This window comes from Peribacillus sp. NPDC101481 (genome assembly GCF_044767165.1).
Lineage (GTDB): Bacteria > Bacillota > Bacilli > Bacillales > DSM-1321 > Peribacillus.
The window spans coordinates 1,141,277-1,156,397 of sequence record NZ_JBIWNJ010000001.1; the positions used below are offsets into that span (position 1 = coordinate 1,141,277).

A 15,121-nucleotide genomic window follows, 5' to 3' on the forward strand; every position below is an offset into this window, starting at 1 on the left:
CATTAAAAAACGCAAGCGCCTACATAATAGGCGCATTGCTAATCACTTAAATATAATACATATAAGAATCGATTTCACCCGTATCCTTGTAGCTCGCCAAATCCATAAGCGTCGTATTATCCAATACATCCTTCACAGCATCGCGAATCCGGATCCAAAGCTGGCGCTTCACCGGCTCCTCATCCTCAATTCCTTCAACAGGCGTAATCGGCCCTTCCAATACACGAATCACATCACCCGAAGTAATCTCCTGAGGATCCTTAGACAAGACATACCCGCCATACGCACCGCGCACACTCTTCACCAATCCCGCATTACGAAGCGGCGCAATCAACTGCTCCAAATAATGCTCCGACAAATTATGCGTCTGGGCAATCGATTTCAAACTCTTCGGGCCTTCTCCATAATGTTTAGCAAGCTCGATCATAATCGTCAAACCATAACGGCCTTTAGTAGATATCTTCATACATATACACCTCAAATTATTTATCCGTTTCTAAATTCTTTTGAAATTATAGCATATTCCCGCCGGAAATGCATTCACCCGCCCTTCATTTGTCAAATTATCCTAATTGGAGAGGTAGGAAAAGATAGAAAAAGGTTGGGTTAGGACGGAATTTTTGCTCGAACGGTCGGATTACTGCGGGGATAGGTCGAATCTTTCGCCCGGACGGTCGGATTATTGCAGAGATAGGTCGGATCTTTCGCCCGGACGGTCGGATTTTTGCGGGGATAGGTCGAATTAATACAAAAGTTCATCCATGCCACATTTAATTTCACTAAAATACAGGAAATCTCTTTATTAACCGAGAATACTTCACTTAAATCTATAAGGAGTGGTTATCATGATCATTAAAAACTGCAAGAGGCCTTTAAAAATAGACATGCTCGAAGCTCTGATGAGACGCTTACCTCCTGGGCATGCGAAGCACCCGGCAATTATTGAAGATATTAAAAAAATCAAGGCTGGATACAACGGTGAAAACAGAGTCTTTCAATCTCTTAAATCCCTTCCTGAAAAAGAGTATCTACTCTTTCATGACCTCCGACTTATTGGATCACCTTTCCCCTTCCAAATGGACATCCTCATTCTCACATCCTCTTTCCTTTTAATCCTTGAAGTCAAAAACATGGCTGGTGAAATCTTTTTCGATAATACATTCAATCAACTTATCCGTACAAATCCAGATGGAAAAACCGAAGCTTTTGATGATCCCATATTGCAAGTGAGCCGGCAGCGCCAGCACTTGTTAGACTGGTTAAAAACAAAAAGAACGAACAACCTTCCAGTTGAAACTCTCGTAGTCAGTGCCAATTCTTCAACTATCATTCGGGCCGGGAATACGGATATTAATAGAATAGTGACACGTAAGGATCGGATTCTACTTAAAATTGAGGAATTAAAAAACAAGTATAACGAAGCGGTCCTTTCTACTAGAGCAATGAAACGATTATCGAATTTATTGCTTGATAGTCACATCCCTTATTTTCCTAAACCGCTCGAGAATTATAGAATTCCGATTACCGCCCTCCAAACCGGAGTATTCTGCGATAAGTGTCATGCATTTTCGATGGAGCGGAAATCAAGAAAGTGGATTTGCCGTACCTGTTTGGATATTTCCCTCGATGCACACATTTCAGCACTATATGATTATCTATACCTCGTCAAACCTACCATTACCAACAGGGAATTTCGAAACTTCCTACAACTCCAATCCCCATCCAGTGCAAAAAAACTATTACTTTCACTAAAACTGAATCATTCCGGCCATACTAGAGGCAGAGTTTATCTATTAAATTCTCTCATAGAAGGAGAGGTCGGATTATTACGTCGGTAGGTCGAATTAATCCCCCGCTAGGTCGGATTTTTCCTCTGATAGGTCGAATTAATCCCCCGCTAGGTCGGATTTTTCCTCTGATAGGTCGATTTAGTCACCTGCTAGGTCGGATTTTTCCGCCGGTAGGTCGAATTAATCCTCCGCTAGGTCGGATTTTTCCTCTGATAGGTCGAATTAATCCCCCGCTAGGTCGGATTTTTCCTCTGGTAGGTCGAATTCGTCCTCTGCTAGGTCGGATTTTTCCGCTGGTAGGTCGATTTAGTCACCTGCTAGGTCGGATTTTCCCGCCGGTAGGTCGAATTCGTCAACCGATAGGTCGGATTTTTCCGCTGATAGGTCGAATTAATCCCCTGCTAGGTCGGATTTTTCCGCTGGTAGGTCGAATTCGTCCACTGCTAGATCGAATTATCGATCTCACAGCATAAATTAAATCCCGAAACAGACTACTATAATAGGAATTCACCCTCTTTTACAGCATAATCAGCGCATTTCCCCCATCAGTTGTGATACCTTATATAAAAAGGAGAGGTGCGCAATGAATATTAAACCGCTTGCTTTCCGGATGCGGCCTCGTTCGATTGATGAGATCATCGGGCAGGAGCATCTGGTCGGTGAAGGGAAAATTATCGCAAGGATGGTGAAAGCCAAGCAGCTTTCTTCCATGATATTGTATGGTCCGCCGGGAATTGGCAAGACTTCGATTGCAAGTGCGATTGCCGGAAGCACGAAGTTTGCTTTCAGGACACTGAACGCGGTGACCAATAATAAAAAGGATATGGAAATCGTGGCTGCCGAGGCTAAGATGTCCGGAAAAGTGATTCTGCTGCTTGATGAGGTTCACCGGCTCGATAAGGCGAAGCAGGATTTCCTATTGCCTTATCTTGAAAACGGGATGATCACCTTGATCGGTGCAACGACCAGCAATCCCTATCATGCAATCAATCCGGCCATCCGAAGCCGGTGCCAGATTTTCGAGCTCAAATCATTGGAAACCAATGATATTACCAAAGCTCTGGAACGGGCACTTCATGATGAAGAGCGCGGGCTTGGTGCGTATATAACGGATGTCAGCCTTGATGCCCTTACCCATTTCGCGACGGCTTCGAACGGAGATGTCCGCAGTGCGCTTAACGCTCTTGAGCTCGCCGTCATTTCCACCGAACCCGATGAGTCCGGAACGATACATATAGATCTGCAAATTGCCGAGGAATGCATGCAGAAAAAAAGCTTCTCACATGACAAGGATGGAGATGCCCATTATGATGTTCTGTCGGCTTTCCAAAAATCTATTCGCGGCAGTGACGTGAATGCAGCCCTTCATTATTTGGGGCGCTTAGTCGAAGCCGGCGATCTTGTCAGCATTGCCCGCCGCATGGTGGTCATTGCCTACGAAGACATTGGTCTCGCCAATCCGCAGGCTGGTCCCAGGGCCCTCGCTGCAGTCGAAGCCGCTGAACGGCTCGGGTTTCCCGAAGCCCGGATTCCACTTGCCAACTCCGTGATCGAGTTATGCCTATCACCTAAATCGAATACCGCCATTACCGCAATTGATGCGGCTCTTTCCGATATTCGCAGCGGCCATAGTGGAGATGTACCGGATCATCTTAAGGATGCCCATTACAAAGGGGCCACTGAACTCGGACGCGGCATCGGCTACCTTTATCCGCATGACTACGAGAATGGCTGGGTGAAGCAGCAATACTTACCCGACAAACTGCGCAGAAAAAAATACTACAAACCGAAAAAGAGCGGGAAATTCGAACAAGCCCTTGCCTCGGTCTATGAAAATATCGAGAAAAAGAAATAACTCCGGATCACTTCAGACCCGGAGTTTCTTTATTGTGGGAAATGAAAACTTTTAACATGCCTCATGTTAACAAAAATCGCCTCCCCTTGAGCATTCACCATCTCAATGATGCCATCTTTCACTGCACTGATCATCCCGATATTCTGCGGATGCATCCCCAAGTCGAGCACCACCAGTTTATTGGTTAACTTTTTTACCTGTTCCTCCAATGTCCTGGCCCAGCTTAAAGATGAAACCTGTGCCAATTGTTCCCCTTTATTCAAACCGTATGGACCCTTTTCATCATTACAAACCGAAAGCCACTTTAAATGATCCATCGAAATGAACATCGTTTTAAATACTGGCGAATAAAAGACGAAATAGTTATTCATGATGCCCACGATATAACCATGAACCGAGTTTTTTTTCGTGAGCAGGATTTCAACAAACATCCCCTTCGCATTCATCAGTAATTTTCGGAACGAGGTCTCGTCAATCTCCGGCTCTCCTCCCGAACCAATCTCCTCATCGATTATAGGAAAGGAAAAATTCTTAATGTGCCGGAATGGAACGTAACGGTAGGCTTTTCCAGTATACAAAACGATGATGTCAGAACTTACTTCAATTAAAATCCCCGCTTCATGTATATTCCCTGAGAGCTCCAGTTCCATATACTGGCCTATATGTTTTGCTAACAAGCGACGCTTCCCCCTTTATATTAAGATCAACCAAACAAAATGGTTGCTTGGCCATTTTAAAAGCATTTGAACATAAACTTTTGCAAATGAAAAAATAAATCAAAGGTGTATTGAATCCCAATGAATCCATCTTAGGCAATAACGGCATGTCCACCTTCCATAAGAAGGCACAACAACTCGATTTTGGTTGCTGTACCTGTTTGGTATTTCTTTACCGGATATTTTGATTTGAAGCTTTGATTAAGTTCTCAATCCAAATTTGCTTGAATGCATTTGCACGAGGACTTCTGCGTCTTCCTGATCTTTCATCTGAGCTTGAGCTTGAGCTTGAAGAGCTTTCATATGAGCTTGAGCTTGAAGAGCTTTCATATGAAGAACTGCTCTCTTCTAATGAACTGCTTTCATCCTTTCTACTTCCGTTTGCTGAATTTCCATTTGCTGAATTCGCGTTTGATGCACCTCCGTCCGACGAACCTCCATCTTCGGAATTTTCATCTGTCTCCTCTTCAGCTTCTTCCTCTACCTTCACAGTTAAGGCAACGAATTGGACATGATCAGTTGGCACATAAAATAATTCTTCTTTATGCACAACGATAAGGTACGTATCAGCCACTTTCATCAGGATGCCCTCAACCCTCTCAGGTCCACCAGCGAAAACGGATACCCAGTTGTGGACTAAGCGAGTCAGAAGGCCATTAAGTGTATCGGTTCCGTTATAAACAAATTCAGGCAATAATTGTTCGTCTGATTCTTCGATCACTGTTACACTTTTAATATGGGAAATCGGGTATAAAACAAGCCCATCCTTCTCCGTGGATAAAACTAAAAATTCATCTTTCACATCTACAACCCGGCCAACTTTAGATCCCGGACCGCCGCCATTCACTTGAATGCAGCTAGTTTGAAGTGTTGACAGCACTCCTAAAAAACTGGTCGGAAATACTGTTTCTTCTTCCTCGGCCAATAAATCGACTTGTGACTTTTTCGCATTCGCGACAACTATTTTCAAATGATCCCTTGCGTAATACACAAGTTGAGTTTGTTCATCTTTCCCTGTTTGTAAAACGATATAATCGCTAAATACTCCTATAAGCCTGCCTTCTCTAGAATCAGGCCCGCCTTTAAACACCCTCACCGATTTTCCTGTTAAAGCATCAAGGTACGGTAAACCAACAGTCTCTGCCATTTTTCCTTTAGCCTCCAATAGTTATTTATACTTTAATGATATCCGTACTGCATATATATGCGCCTGCTTTCCAATACGGACTCTGCTTATCACCCATTTTGTGGGAAATCGTCGTACGCCTAGAAATTCCCTTTTGAAAAATCACTTTTTCCATTCTATTCAACTTTTAATAAAGGGCCTTACTTTTTAATAAAAAAACTCGGGAATTTTTTCCGGAGTTACATCACATATTTCTATATAGAATGAAATGGCTACACAGGAGCTTTCTTTTGCCTGGATTTTGTCACGGTTCATGCAGCTTGCCAAACTATAACTTCGTTTACATCACAGAATAACTGGTGATTTTTTTCTGATTCTGTATATAGCTCCACATACTGCTCAGCTGAAACATTTTGCGGAGCTGCCTCGATCAGCGGCGGATACCGTCCTTCCCCTACCGGGAATTGAAAAGGTAGCTGGAACTCACCGTTTTCAAAACAGCCTACCCTTCATAAATTCCACGACTATTTACCTAGATGAAATCCAGACTTTTATATAGCCGTGCTGCTACAATGTCATAGCTTTAAATCCCTGCTATATCAGCATTCAATTCAAAAAAATTCAAACTAATTATAAAAAACTATTAAACTTTCAAGTCATAACAAAAACCTTTTATTGGCTTCCAAATATGTCAAAGGTATTATAAAGTAGCAAAATATACTATTCTTTTATTATGAAATTAAATATAATAGATGAAGTGGTTACAAAAAGAGGAAGGAAGTAAAATATGAGACATGAAAAAAAGAAGAAAAAGAAACGGACATGGCTGAAGGTAGTCGGGGTAATTGTCCTACTATTCATATTGGCTGGGGGAGCCTTTGCCTATTCCGTATGGAATTCACTGACAAAAACCGTTGACACGATGCATACACCAATAGACCGTACCACCGATAAACGAACTAAGGACCTTGCACTATCAGATCAGGAGCCATTTTCGATGCTCATGCTCGGTGTCGATGAACGTGATGGCGACAAAGGCCGCTCAGATACAATGATCGTCTTGACAGTCAATCCACAAAAGAAATCGGTCAAAATGCTAAGCATTCCGCGTGATACACGGACCGAAATCGTCGGTCATGGAACACAGGATAAAATCAACCATGCATTTGCCTTCGGCGGCGCAAAAATGTCCATGGATACCGTTGAAAACTTCCTTGATATCCCAATCGACTATTATATGAAAATCAATATGGAAGGCTTTAAGGATATCGTTGACGCAGTCGGCGGCGTGACAGTACAAAACGATCTGGATTTCACTTATGAAGGTGTCCATTTCGCAAAAGGGAGCATTAATCTAAATGGAGAAGATGCACTTAAATATTCGCGAATGAGATATGATGATCCGAATGGTGATTATGGCCGTCAATCCAGACAACGTTCCATCATCGAGGCTGTCATCAAGGAAGGCGCTAGCCTTTCATCACTTACGAAATACGATGATGTATTCGATGCATTAAGTAAAAATATCCAGACGAATTTGACGTTTGATGACATGATGGACATCCAAAAGAACTACAGGGACGCAAGCAAAAGCATAACGCAAGCAACCATTCCAGGAGATGGAACGAAGATCGACGGAGTCTACTATAATATCGTGTCGGATGAAGAAAAAGAAAAGGTTCAATCCGAATTAAAAGAACAATTATCCATCAAATAAGAAAAAATGAAAGAGCTGTCCGGACCCGCATCCCGACAGCTTTTTCATTTTCCCCGTCCAATAATCTGACAAAAAACGAACACCAATTGTAGAGATTTGTTGGAATTTTTGTTGTTTATTAGGCACTAAAAGACGGTATAATCTAATATGAGCTGACAGTTCCATCTTCCCCTTGCCCCTATTATCAATTGACGCTATCATTCACTGGACCCGGAATTCCATCAACCGTCATTCATCAACTATAATAAATAATCCTAAACCAAAGGAGTGGATTTGTATGAAAATCAAAGCAGGCAGCTGGGCTATGCTAAGCAAACAGGACAAAATGTTTATTCTGAAAGCCATCAGTGATCGATCAAGAATGAAATATGTTTCATGAGAAGTAGCTCTTTTCGGCAATTACATGAGAGCATGCCTCTCCCTTTTCAATAAAACGAACTCGAGCCTGAAAAAGGAGAGGAATCTATTTAAACCGATAATCCCATAACAAACAGCATTCGCCTTTTTCTTTGATAACATAGCTATCTTGTTCAAGATAAACATCACAATGCGAGAATTGAAGACCTGTGTAACTGGAATTTCATAGGCCGTTTTATGCTGCCCTCCAACCTTATCCAGAATCCAGTTCTTCACATTCTTAAGTATCGGTCTGCAAATCATATTGAAAGGACTTCACATTCATATGCTGTAAAAATACATGTGACCGATTTTGCACATAATCTGCACGATTCGGAAATCGAAGCTTTATTTTAAACTTAACAAATCCCAGGACTTCCCGAACTCCGCCTCACTTTCATCACTCGCTTTTTGAACCGATCGAAAAAAAAATGATACAAACTCCTGCAGCTAACACCCCGAGAATAGTCGTCAATTCTCCTCATACTCATCACCCTCACAGGTTATCATTCATTTATATATAAATGAAAACGATAAAAAAGAAGCATGTTTTAAACATGCTCCTTTAGTATATGCAACTGAAATGATTTCTTAAATTCATTGACGCTTTCTTCTTCGATACCAGAAAAGAGAAAAGAAGATTCCCAGCAAACCTCCAAACGTGTCCAGCATGACATCTTGCAACAAGGGAGTTCGGCCACCGGTTAGTTTTTGATGCAGTTCGTCTGCACTCGCATAAAAAAGGACACATAATAGAGCGCCTGAAAACGAAAGAACAGGATTCTTCACAAAGCGGCCCCAAACACGATACGTCAATAATCCAAACACAAAAAAGATAAAAAGATGGGCACCCTTCCGAAGGAAGAACTCCAGAAAGCCATTTACTCCAGCTATTTGGGCACTCACCTCAACCCCTCCATACATGAATGAAATACCACTTAGCTTATCATACCAATATGGAGTATTGAACTGCGTTAAAAAAGGGGTAATGCTTTGCTCCTCATACGTCTGCGAGGAAAAAAAGAAGATGACCATCGCCCATAATATGAGCAAAATAGGGAATATGTATCTACGAATCATATACTTTCAGGATGTTCAATGATCCCGCTTAATTTCTCCTTAATCTCTTCCACAAGTTCATTTACAGAAACATCTTGTCCAGACTCACCCTTGGCAAAAGTGTCTTTTAAAATATCAAAAAAATCCATGCGAAATTTCCACTCCAATATATAATTGAGCCACCATTTCATACTGTTGTCCTAATCCTTTTTTCAAAAATAAGGAATATAGCTCATTTATTTGATAATCACATATAAAGCGGGAATTGGCAAGCAGAAACTAGTTTAAAAACCAAAAATTTACCCAATTTTAACATTTCTGAAATATCCCTTAGGAATGAATACTAGTAAGGTTTAGGCAAATAGTGTGGATATAAAAAAACAAAAAAGGACCGATTGCTCAGCCCCTTCGATAACCCCATATTATGCTTGTCCCATAAAATATGTCATTAATGAAATCAAAACTAATGTAATGGTAATATAAGTCCCAATAAAAATTTTCTTGCTTCTCTGTTTCTTTTCATAAACTTCCTCGAACGTAATGAACTTGTTTTTTGTCATCAAATAATCTCCTTCTATTTTGATGGCAGCTATCTGACATCGCCTTTGCGAAGTCCCTTTGCTTGATCTCTATATGTAGTATCGGCACATAACGAAAAATATTTAAGTATTATTAACTATTTTTTTGCTATATTTCGTATATCTGGAGAAGGGTAAGACAACTTAAAACACATTATGTATATAAGTTAAATTCCATTATCAATATACTAAATCCTTCTGTATTCATTTAATAATCTGATTTAATAAGGGTTTTATTCTAAAACATTCAATATTATTTTTATCCAACCGCAAAATGATAACCATAGCGGTACACTGAATAAAGTTCCCCACATTAAACCCTTCAAAAAGGCAATAGGTACATCCATAATAAAAATCCCCCTCAATTAGGTCGCATTTTTATTATCATCGCCATGTTCCTTATTCTGGATACCTTTTACGGTAATTTCCGGTAATGAAAATAAAAAAAAAAAGACTGTATAACAGCCTTCCCTAAGGTACATATAGCTTATCCCATGATGTAAGATTTTTCTCTTGATCCATTTTCTACGATAAAATCATTCACATCTTTAATGGACAAGCCTGAATTTTTCGCTTCTAACATTAAATAAATCCATTCTTCAAATTCATTGTTTGCTTCCATGACAAATTCCGCCTACTTGTGGTAACACAGCCGTCTTAGCAAAGCCTTAGACCTGTAATTTTGCGTCCCTATTTTTCAATAGGTTTGCTTTTCTCAAGAATATTTAACATTATGATGATTTTCCAATTAAATTTCATGCGCAAAATATGTATGTCTAACTTTTTTGAAGTCGACATACCCATATATTCATGTTAATTATACTTAATAAATCTGATAATTAACTAAAATACTTTTCGTTATTTTCCGCCATCATTCTACAATATTCTTAAAAAAACAACTAGGTATTGGAAATTTTAAAAACAAGCTTAACGCGCAATTAAATTAAATAATGCATTACTTTAACTTTCTTCGACGTTTATTAAATACTTTCATAAAAATACTTCCTTCTTCTGTTTTAAAAAACTTAACTCCAACTAATTTTAAAGGTGTCCATATTTCTCTCATTTGGTATAAAGGCATTAAAAATCATCCTTTCTTCTATAGATTATTAATTGAGCTAATGGCAGGTATATATTAAATAGTAAAATCTATTATTTTACATTTTTTCTAATTTTTTATCCTTTGATAGAAATAACAGTGTAACACTAACATTTAACGAACAAACCGTTCTTTATAAAGAATAATTAAATTGAACTTACCATCTTTACATTATTATGTCAATTAGTTTCATTATTAATCTATACTAGCATTTTGTTTCCCTCATCTTCTACTTTTCCTCTCTAAACTTGCTGGCCTATTCCCAAACTGCATACCTTATTTATATTTAGGTGATAGGATCTGGATTTATCCAATGACCCGGAATCCCTTATTTTTATTCGCCCATTAAACATTTCATAATTGAGCCTAAAAATTAAGATATGTTGGTTAACTTTATATTTTTTTGTCTATTTTTGTCTGTTTTAGAGAACTAACTATACTTTATTAAGAACAAGTGCTATATTATAAAAAAAACGGTTCATATGGAGGAGGATATGACTAGATATGAGGAATTCGACTCATTAAGGGGTTTAGCCGCTCTCATTGTGTTAATCGGGCATTATTTGATGGTTTACCCTTCATATGCTGATTATCAGTATGGTTCAAGCAGCTCCTACATAATTTATTTGTTTAAGGAAACTCCTTTACGCCTTTTTTTCAGCAGTGGAAATGAGTCTGTCATTCTATTCTTTGTATTAAGTGGTTTTGTTTTGTATTTATCAGTTAATAGTGCTAAATTCCACTATTCTACATACTTAATAAAACGAGTGTTTCGAATTTATATACCATATCTAGTAGCAATAGGCATGGCTATATTGGCTAAAATGCTTTTAAGCCAAATTGATTTGCCCTATATCTCTGACTGGTTTAATAAATCTTGGACAGGCCCGGATACTCCTTCCTTATTAATAGAACATCTTTTGTTTATAGGGCAGTACAATACAGACGCCTATAACAATGTTATATGGTCCCTTGTCCACGAAATGAGAATTTCGATTATATTTCCTGTTCTGATTTTTTTATTTGTTCGAAAAAAGCTTAAATACTCTTTATTATGGCTTTTTGTTTTAATTTTTTCTTCGACTATTTTTTTGTTTTTGTTTGGTTCTGGTGGCGATATAACCAGCATTCTTCTAAGTTTCCACTACAGTACGCTTTTTTTGATGGGAGCAATAATAGCTAAATATCGACACGGACTTTTTTCCTATACCTTGAAAAAGAAAAAACCTGTAAAAATTGCATTGTTGTTGGGGGCAATTACCTGTTTTATGTACGAAGGCATCATTGGCGAAGTGGATTTTTTAAACAATTATATTTTTAGGGATTACGTTGTCTCATTCGGTGTTTGCATTTTTATCATCATGAGCGTATGTTCCCAAAAAATTTCGGCGGTCTTAAGGTCTAGATTGCTAACTCTTCTCGGGAAGATTTCATATAGTTTGTATTTGTACCATCTTATATCCTTATTCTCTTTGATGTACCTATTCTATAACAAGCTGCCTACCGGTTTAATATTGATATTTTCCTTTTTATTATCTTTTTTACTCTCTTCAGCGTCCTATCTACTCGTGGAAAAACCATGCATGAGGCTCGGATCGTACTTCACAAAAAACAAACAAGAAAAAGTAATTTCCAAAGACCACATAGCTTTAAAACGCAAAATAGGATAATTCCTACTATTATATAAAAATTCTTTGCAAGTTGTGAACGTATTCTTACTATCTCTAAAAAAGTGGTGAAATCGATGAATGAAAAAGTAAAAATTAAAGATTTTATACGAATCTTAAAAAAGCGAATATTTATCATTATTCTATCTACCCTTTGTATTACTGGTTTTATTATTTTTTCGTCCATGTACCTTATGAAACCAACCTATCAGTATTCCACTCAAGTTCTGGCAGGATCTTTAAGCATGGATGAAAAGGAAGCCTCGATAAACAAGGTTCAAGAGAACAGACAGCTTGCCCTTTCATATATGGACATCATTAAAAGTCCGCAGATCATGATAGTAGTTAAAGAGGAATTGAATCTTAAGACTTCTAGCTATGACTTACTTAAGCAAGTTTCCATTACTAATCGAGATAATTCACAAATCATCACGATTACCGTCAAGGATTCAAATCCTGAATCCGCTAAGGACATCGCCCAAACTGTCGCGAGGCATTCGATATCTAATTTTAAAGACATTACAAACGTTAAACAGATTAGTATTCTCAATGATAATGAAATGGGACAAGCAGAACTGCTTTTCCCAAAGCCGAAATTCATCATAGCCATTTCGATCGTAATAGGCTTTTTTGCTGGAATAGGCTTAGCACTTCTTAGAGAGCACTTTGATGATTCAACCTACTCCGATAGGGAGCTTGAACTTCTTGGAATTCCATTATTAGGGAGGCTGGATTTGAATACCAAAAGAATAAACAGAAAACGTAAAACAACATATAAAACCTTACCTTCCACAAAACGGGGTGAATATAGTGAGTATTAAATTCACAAGGAAACAATCCTTTTACCTAAATGAAATCAATAAAGAGCAATTTTATTCGATATGTAACAATATCGAGTCCAACCTTCATAAAGACGATTCAATATTAATGATTACATCTCTTTCACAATCACAGAATATTGTAAATGCATCAGCGTACTTAGCACTTGCCTTTTCTGAGCAGCGTAAACGAGTCCTTGTAGTGGATGCTAATCTGCGCCAGCCTTCGCTGCATCAAGTGTTTAATATCGATAATTCATTCGGTTTGACCAACTTGCTTTTAAACGAGAAGCCCAATATTAACGAACATGCTATACATATAAAGGGTCATCTATTTTGTATACCTACAAGCGAAGCCATTTATGAGCCAGCAACTTTATTAACATTAGAAACCCTTCCAACTCTGATTGAGGAGTGGAAGAAGGATTTTGACATCATTTTATTTCATACATCAGACAGTTTAAATAAACCTGATGCAAATATCGTTGCTAAATATTGTGATGGCATAATATTAGCGATACAAGAAGGCAGAGACAAGTTAGAGAAAATTGCCGGTGTGAAAATGCAATTCGAAAGGGCAAATCTTGAAATTTCAGGATCAATGATCATTTCTTAATTCAGGGAGGATAACCAGTGGATTCGAAAGTCAGAGTCGATAGACAGGAAGCAAACCTGACAAAGCCACTATCGACATCATCTAATTTTAATATAAAGCGCACTATGGATTTAATCATCTCATTTTTTATGCTGATACTTACAGCACCTATTTTACTTTTATTCTGCATTCTTATCCCTATTGATTCAACTGGCTCCCCTTTTTTTTATCAGCAAAGACTAGGTCTGGATGGGAAGCCCTTCAATATGATTAAACTGCGTTCCATGGGCATCGATGCCGAAAAAAATGGGCCTAAGTGGGCAAGTGCAAATGATTCCAGGGTGACTAGAATAGGAGCCTTTATACGAAAAACACGGATTGATGAAATCCCTCAGCTTATTAATGTTTTAAAAGGAGATATGTCGCTCATCGGGCCAAGACCTGAAAGGGAATATTTCTATAAAGAATTTGAAAAGTTTTTGCCTGGCTTTAAAAACCGTTTATATGTAAAACCTGGAATTACTGGATGGGCACAAGTAAATGGGGGTTATGATTTATCACCAAAAGAAAAGCTGCATTACGACCTATATTATATTCAACACCGCACATTTGCTATGGAAATCAAGATTTTGTTTCGAACTTTGACCATAGTCTTTACTGGTAATGGAGCTAGATAATCAAAAAAGGGGTAGTGAAAAATGAAAAAAGTACTAGTAACTGGGGGCTTTGGATTTATTGGTTCTCATATTGTTGATACATTAATCCGTAATAATTATGAAGTGGCTATATATGATAACCTCTCTACCGGATCTATCGGAAATGTCCAGGCCAAAGTCACTCCCTTCTTTGGAAATGTTGAAGATGAGGTCCTGCTTGAAAATGCGATGGAGACATTTAGGCCTGACTATGTCATTCATCAAGCTGCACAAGTAAGTGTCCAACAATCCATTTCGGATATTACGAATGATGCACGAATCAATATCATGGGAACGATAAACATCGCTAAGCTTTCTCATAAGTATGCCGTAAAAAAAATCGTGTTTGCTTCATCTGCGGCTGTATATGGAGATGCTGATGTCATGCCAATCACATTATCACATCTTACCTCTCCATTATCACCCTATGGTGCATCAAAAAAAACGGCAGAGGATTATCTAAAGCTTGCTAAAGAATTATACGATTTAAATTATGTGAATCTTCGATACAGCAATGTATATGGGCCAAGACAGACAGCTAGCGGCGAAGGCGGTGTTATATCGATCTTCACTAATCTTGTCATAAAAAATGAGCGGCCCGTCATTTATGGAGACGGCACTCAAACAAGGGATTTCATCTATGTAAAGGATGTAGCCGATGCCAATCTGAAGGCGTTGGAATATGAAGAAAGCGGCACCTTCAATGTCTCATCAACCACCAGTACAAGCATCAATCAATTATTCTCGATTATTCAATCCTTTGGCAGCCATGATTTATCTCCTATTTATCAGCCAGCTAAAAATGGGGATATCAAAGACAGCTTACTCTGTAATAAAACGACACTTCAAAAATTGGGTTGGCATCCCGCTCATTCACTTGAACAGGGTCTTGCGAGCACATATGAATATTATTTAAACCAAACTCAGCCTTCTTTAACCAGAAAGACAATTCAATCACCTGCACCACTACTCAACCCAACGACTTTATCGTCATAAAATCGGGAGCGAAT

15 protein-coding genes and 1 riboswitch are annotated in these 15,121 nt (G+C 38.6%); of the genes, 8 read left to right on the forward strand and 7 right to left on the reverse strand.

Features of this window, described 5'->3' with window-relative positions; translation table 11 throughout:
* Positions 1 to 46: 46 nt before the first annotated feature.
* On the reverse strand, positions 47 to 466 hold the full coding sequence (gene cymR / locus ACIROD_RS05520; protein ID WP_034308657.1) for a cysteine metabolism transcriptional regulator CymR: 420 nt from the start codon (positions 464 to 466) through the stop codon (positions 47 to 49).
* A gap of 379 nt (positions 467 to 845) precedes the next feature.
* Here cymR and ACIROD_RS05525 point away from each other — a divergent pair, with 379 nt between their 5' ends.
* Both ACIROD_RS05525 and ACIROD_RS05530 read left to right on the forward strand, forming a co-directional pair.
* Positions 846 to 1,838: a nuclease-related domain-containing protein gene (locus ACIROD_RS05525; protein WP_402938559.1), complete on the forward strand. Its 993-nt coding sequence runs from the start codon at positions 846 to 848 to the stop codon at positions 1,836 to 1,838.
* 535 nt (positions 1,839 to 2,373) lie between these two features.
* Entirely contained in the window at positions 2,374 to 3,645 is a 1,272-nt protein-coding gene (locus ACIROD_RS05530; protein ID WP_260358142.1) for a replication-associated recombination protein A, read from the forward strand.
* 29 nt (positions 3,646 to 3,674) lie between these two features.
* Here ACIROD_RS05530 and ACIROD_RS05535 read toward each other — a convergent pair whose 3' ends face one another.
* Both ACIROD_RS05535 and ACIROD_RS05540 read right to left on the reverse strand, forming a co-directional pair.
* Positions 3,675 to 4,322, reverse strand: a complete 648-nt coding sequence (locus tag ACIROD_RS05535) for a DUF2642 domain-containing protein (RefSeq protein WP_101222705.1) — start codon at positions 4,320 to 4,322, stop codon at positions 3,675 to 3,677.
* Positions 4,323 to 4,533: 211 nt separating this feature from the next.
* The gene (locus ACIROD_RS05540) at positions 4,534 to 5,508 is read right to left on the reverse strand and encodes a hypothetical protein (protein WP_402938563.1); all 975 of its coding nucleotides are present in this window, start codon (positions 5,506 to 5,508) and stop codon (positions 4,534 to 4,536) included.
* A 766-nt stretch (positions 5,509 to 6,274) separates the two neighbouring features.
* On the opposite strand from ACIROD_RS05540, the gene tagU reads away from it, so the two are divergent.
* A complete protein-coding gene (tagU, locus tag ACIROD_RS05545) occupies positions 6,275 to 7,204 on the forward strand; it encodes a polyisoprenyl-teichoic acid--peptidoglycan teichoic acid transferase TagU (RefSeq protein WP_402938566.1) in 930 nt (309 codons plus the stop codon).
* A gap of 993 nt (positions 7,205 to 8,197) precedes the next feature.
* Here tagU and ACIROD_RS05550 read toward each other — a convergent pair.
* The 4 genes from ACIROD_RS05550 to ACIROD_RS05565 form a co-directional block, all read right to left on the reverse strand.
* Complete coding sequence (locus ACIROD_RS05550; RefSeq protein WP_402938568.1) at positions 8,198 to 8,680, reverse strand: VanZ family protein; 483 nt, start codon at positions 8,678 to 8,680, stop codon at positions 8,198 to 8,200.
* A complete protein-coding gene (locus tag ACIROD_RS05555) occupies positions 8,677 to 8,808 on the reverse strand; it encodes a YwzD family small protein (RefSeq protein WP_402938571.1) in 132 nt (43 codons plus the stop codon). The genes ACIROD_RS05550 and ACIROD_RS05555 overlap by 4 nt, the downstream gene beginning before the upstream one ends.
* Before the next feature lie 273 nt (positions 8,809 to 9,081).
* Positions 9,082 to 9,219 (reverse strand): hypothetical protein, encoded by a 138-nt coding sequence (locus ACIROD_RS05560; RefSeq protein ID WP_170974034.1) that lies wholly within the window; start codon positions 9,217 to 9,219, stop codon positions 9,082 to 9,084.
* A 505-nt stretch (positions 9,220 to 9,724) separates the two neighbouring features.
* On the reverse strand, positions 9,725 to 9,859 hold the full coding sequence (locus ACIROD_RS05565; RefSeq protein ID WP_402938574.1) for an anti-repressor SinI family protein: 135 nt from the start codon (positions 9,857 to 9,859) through the stop codon (positions 9,725 to 9,727).
* Between the two features lie 17 nt (positions 9,860 to 9,876).
* Positions 9,877 to 9,958, reverse strand: a riboswitch (cyclic di-GMP riboswitch).
* Positions 9,959 to 10,830: 872 nt separating this feature from the next.
* Between ACIROD_RS05565 and ACIROD_RS05570 the strand changes: the two genes are divergently transcribed.
* The 5 genes from ACIROD_RS05570 to ACIROD_RS05590 all read left to right on the forward strand — a co-directional run bounded on the left by ACIROD_RS05570 (position 10,831) and on the right by ACIROD_RS05590 (position 15,107).
* Positions 10,831 to 12,006, forward strand: coding sequence for an acyltransferase family protein (locus ACIROD_RS05570; protein WP_402938577.1), 1,176 nt, complete (start codon positions 10,831 to 10,833; stop codon positions 12,004 to 12,006).
* Between the two features lie 74 nt (positions 12,007 to 12,080).
* Entirely contained in the window at positions 12,081 to 12,824 is a 744-nt protein-coding gene (locus tag ACIROD_RS05575) for a YveK family protein (protein ID WP_402938580.1), read from the forward strand.
* Positions 12,814 to 13,437, forward strand: coding sequence for a CpsD/CapB family tyrosine-protein kinase (locus tag ACIROD_RS05580; protein ID WP_402938583.1), 624 nt, complete (start codon positions 12,814 to 12,816; stop codon positions 13,435 to 13,437). Before ACIROD_RS05575 ends, ACIROD_RS05580 begins: the two co-directional genes overlap by 11 nt.
* A 104-nt stretch (positions 13,438 to 13,541) precedes the next feature.
* Entirely contained in the window at positions 13,542 to 14,093 is a 552-nt protein-coding gene (locus ACIROD_RS05585; RefSeq protein ID WP_260358621.1) for a sugar transferase, read from the forward strand.
* A 21-nt stretch (positions 14,094 to 14,114) separates the two neighbouring features.
* On the forward strand, positions 14,115 to 15,107 hold the full coding sequence (locus ACIROD_RS05590; protein WP_260358165.1) for an NAD-dependent epimerase/dehydratase family protein: 993 nt from the start codon (positions 14,115 to 14,117) through the stop codon (positions 15,105 to 15,107).
* The last annotated feature ends 14 nt before the right edge of the window (positions 15,108 to 15,121 follow it).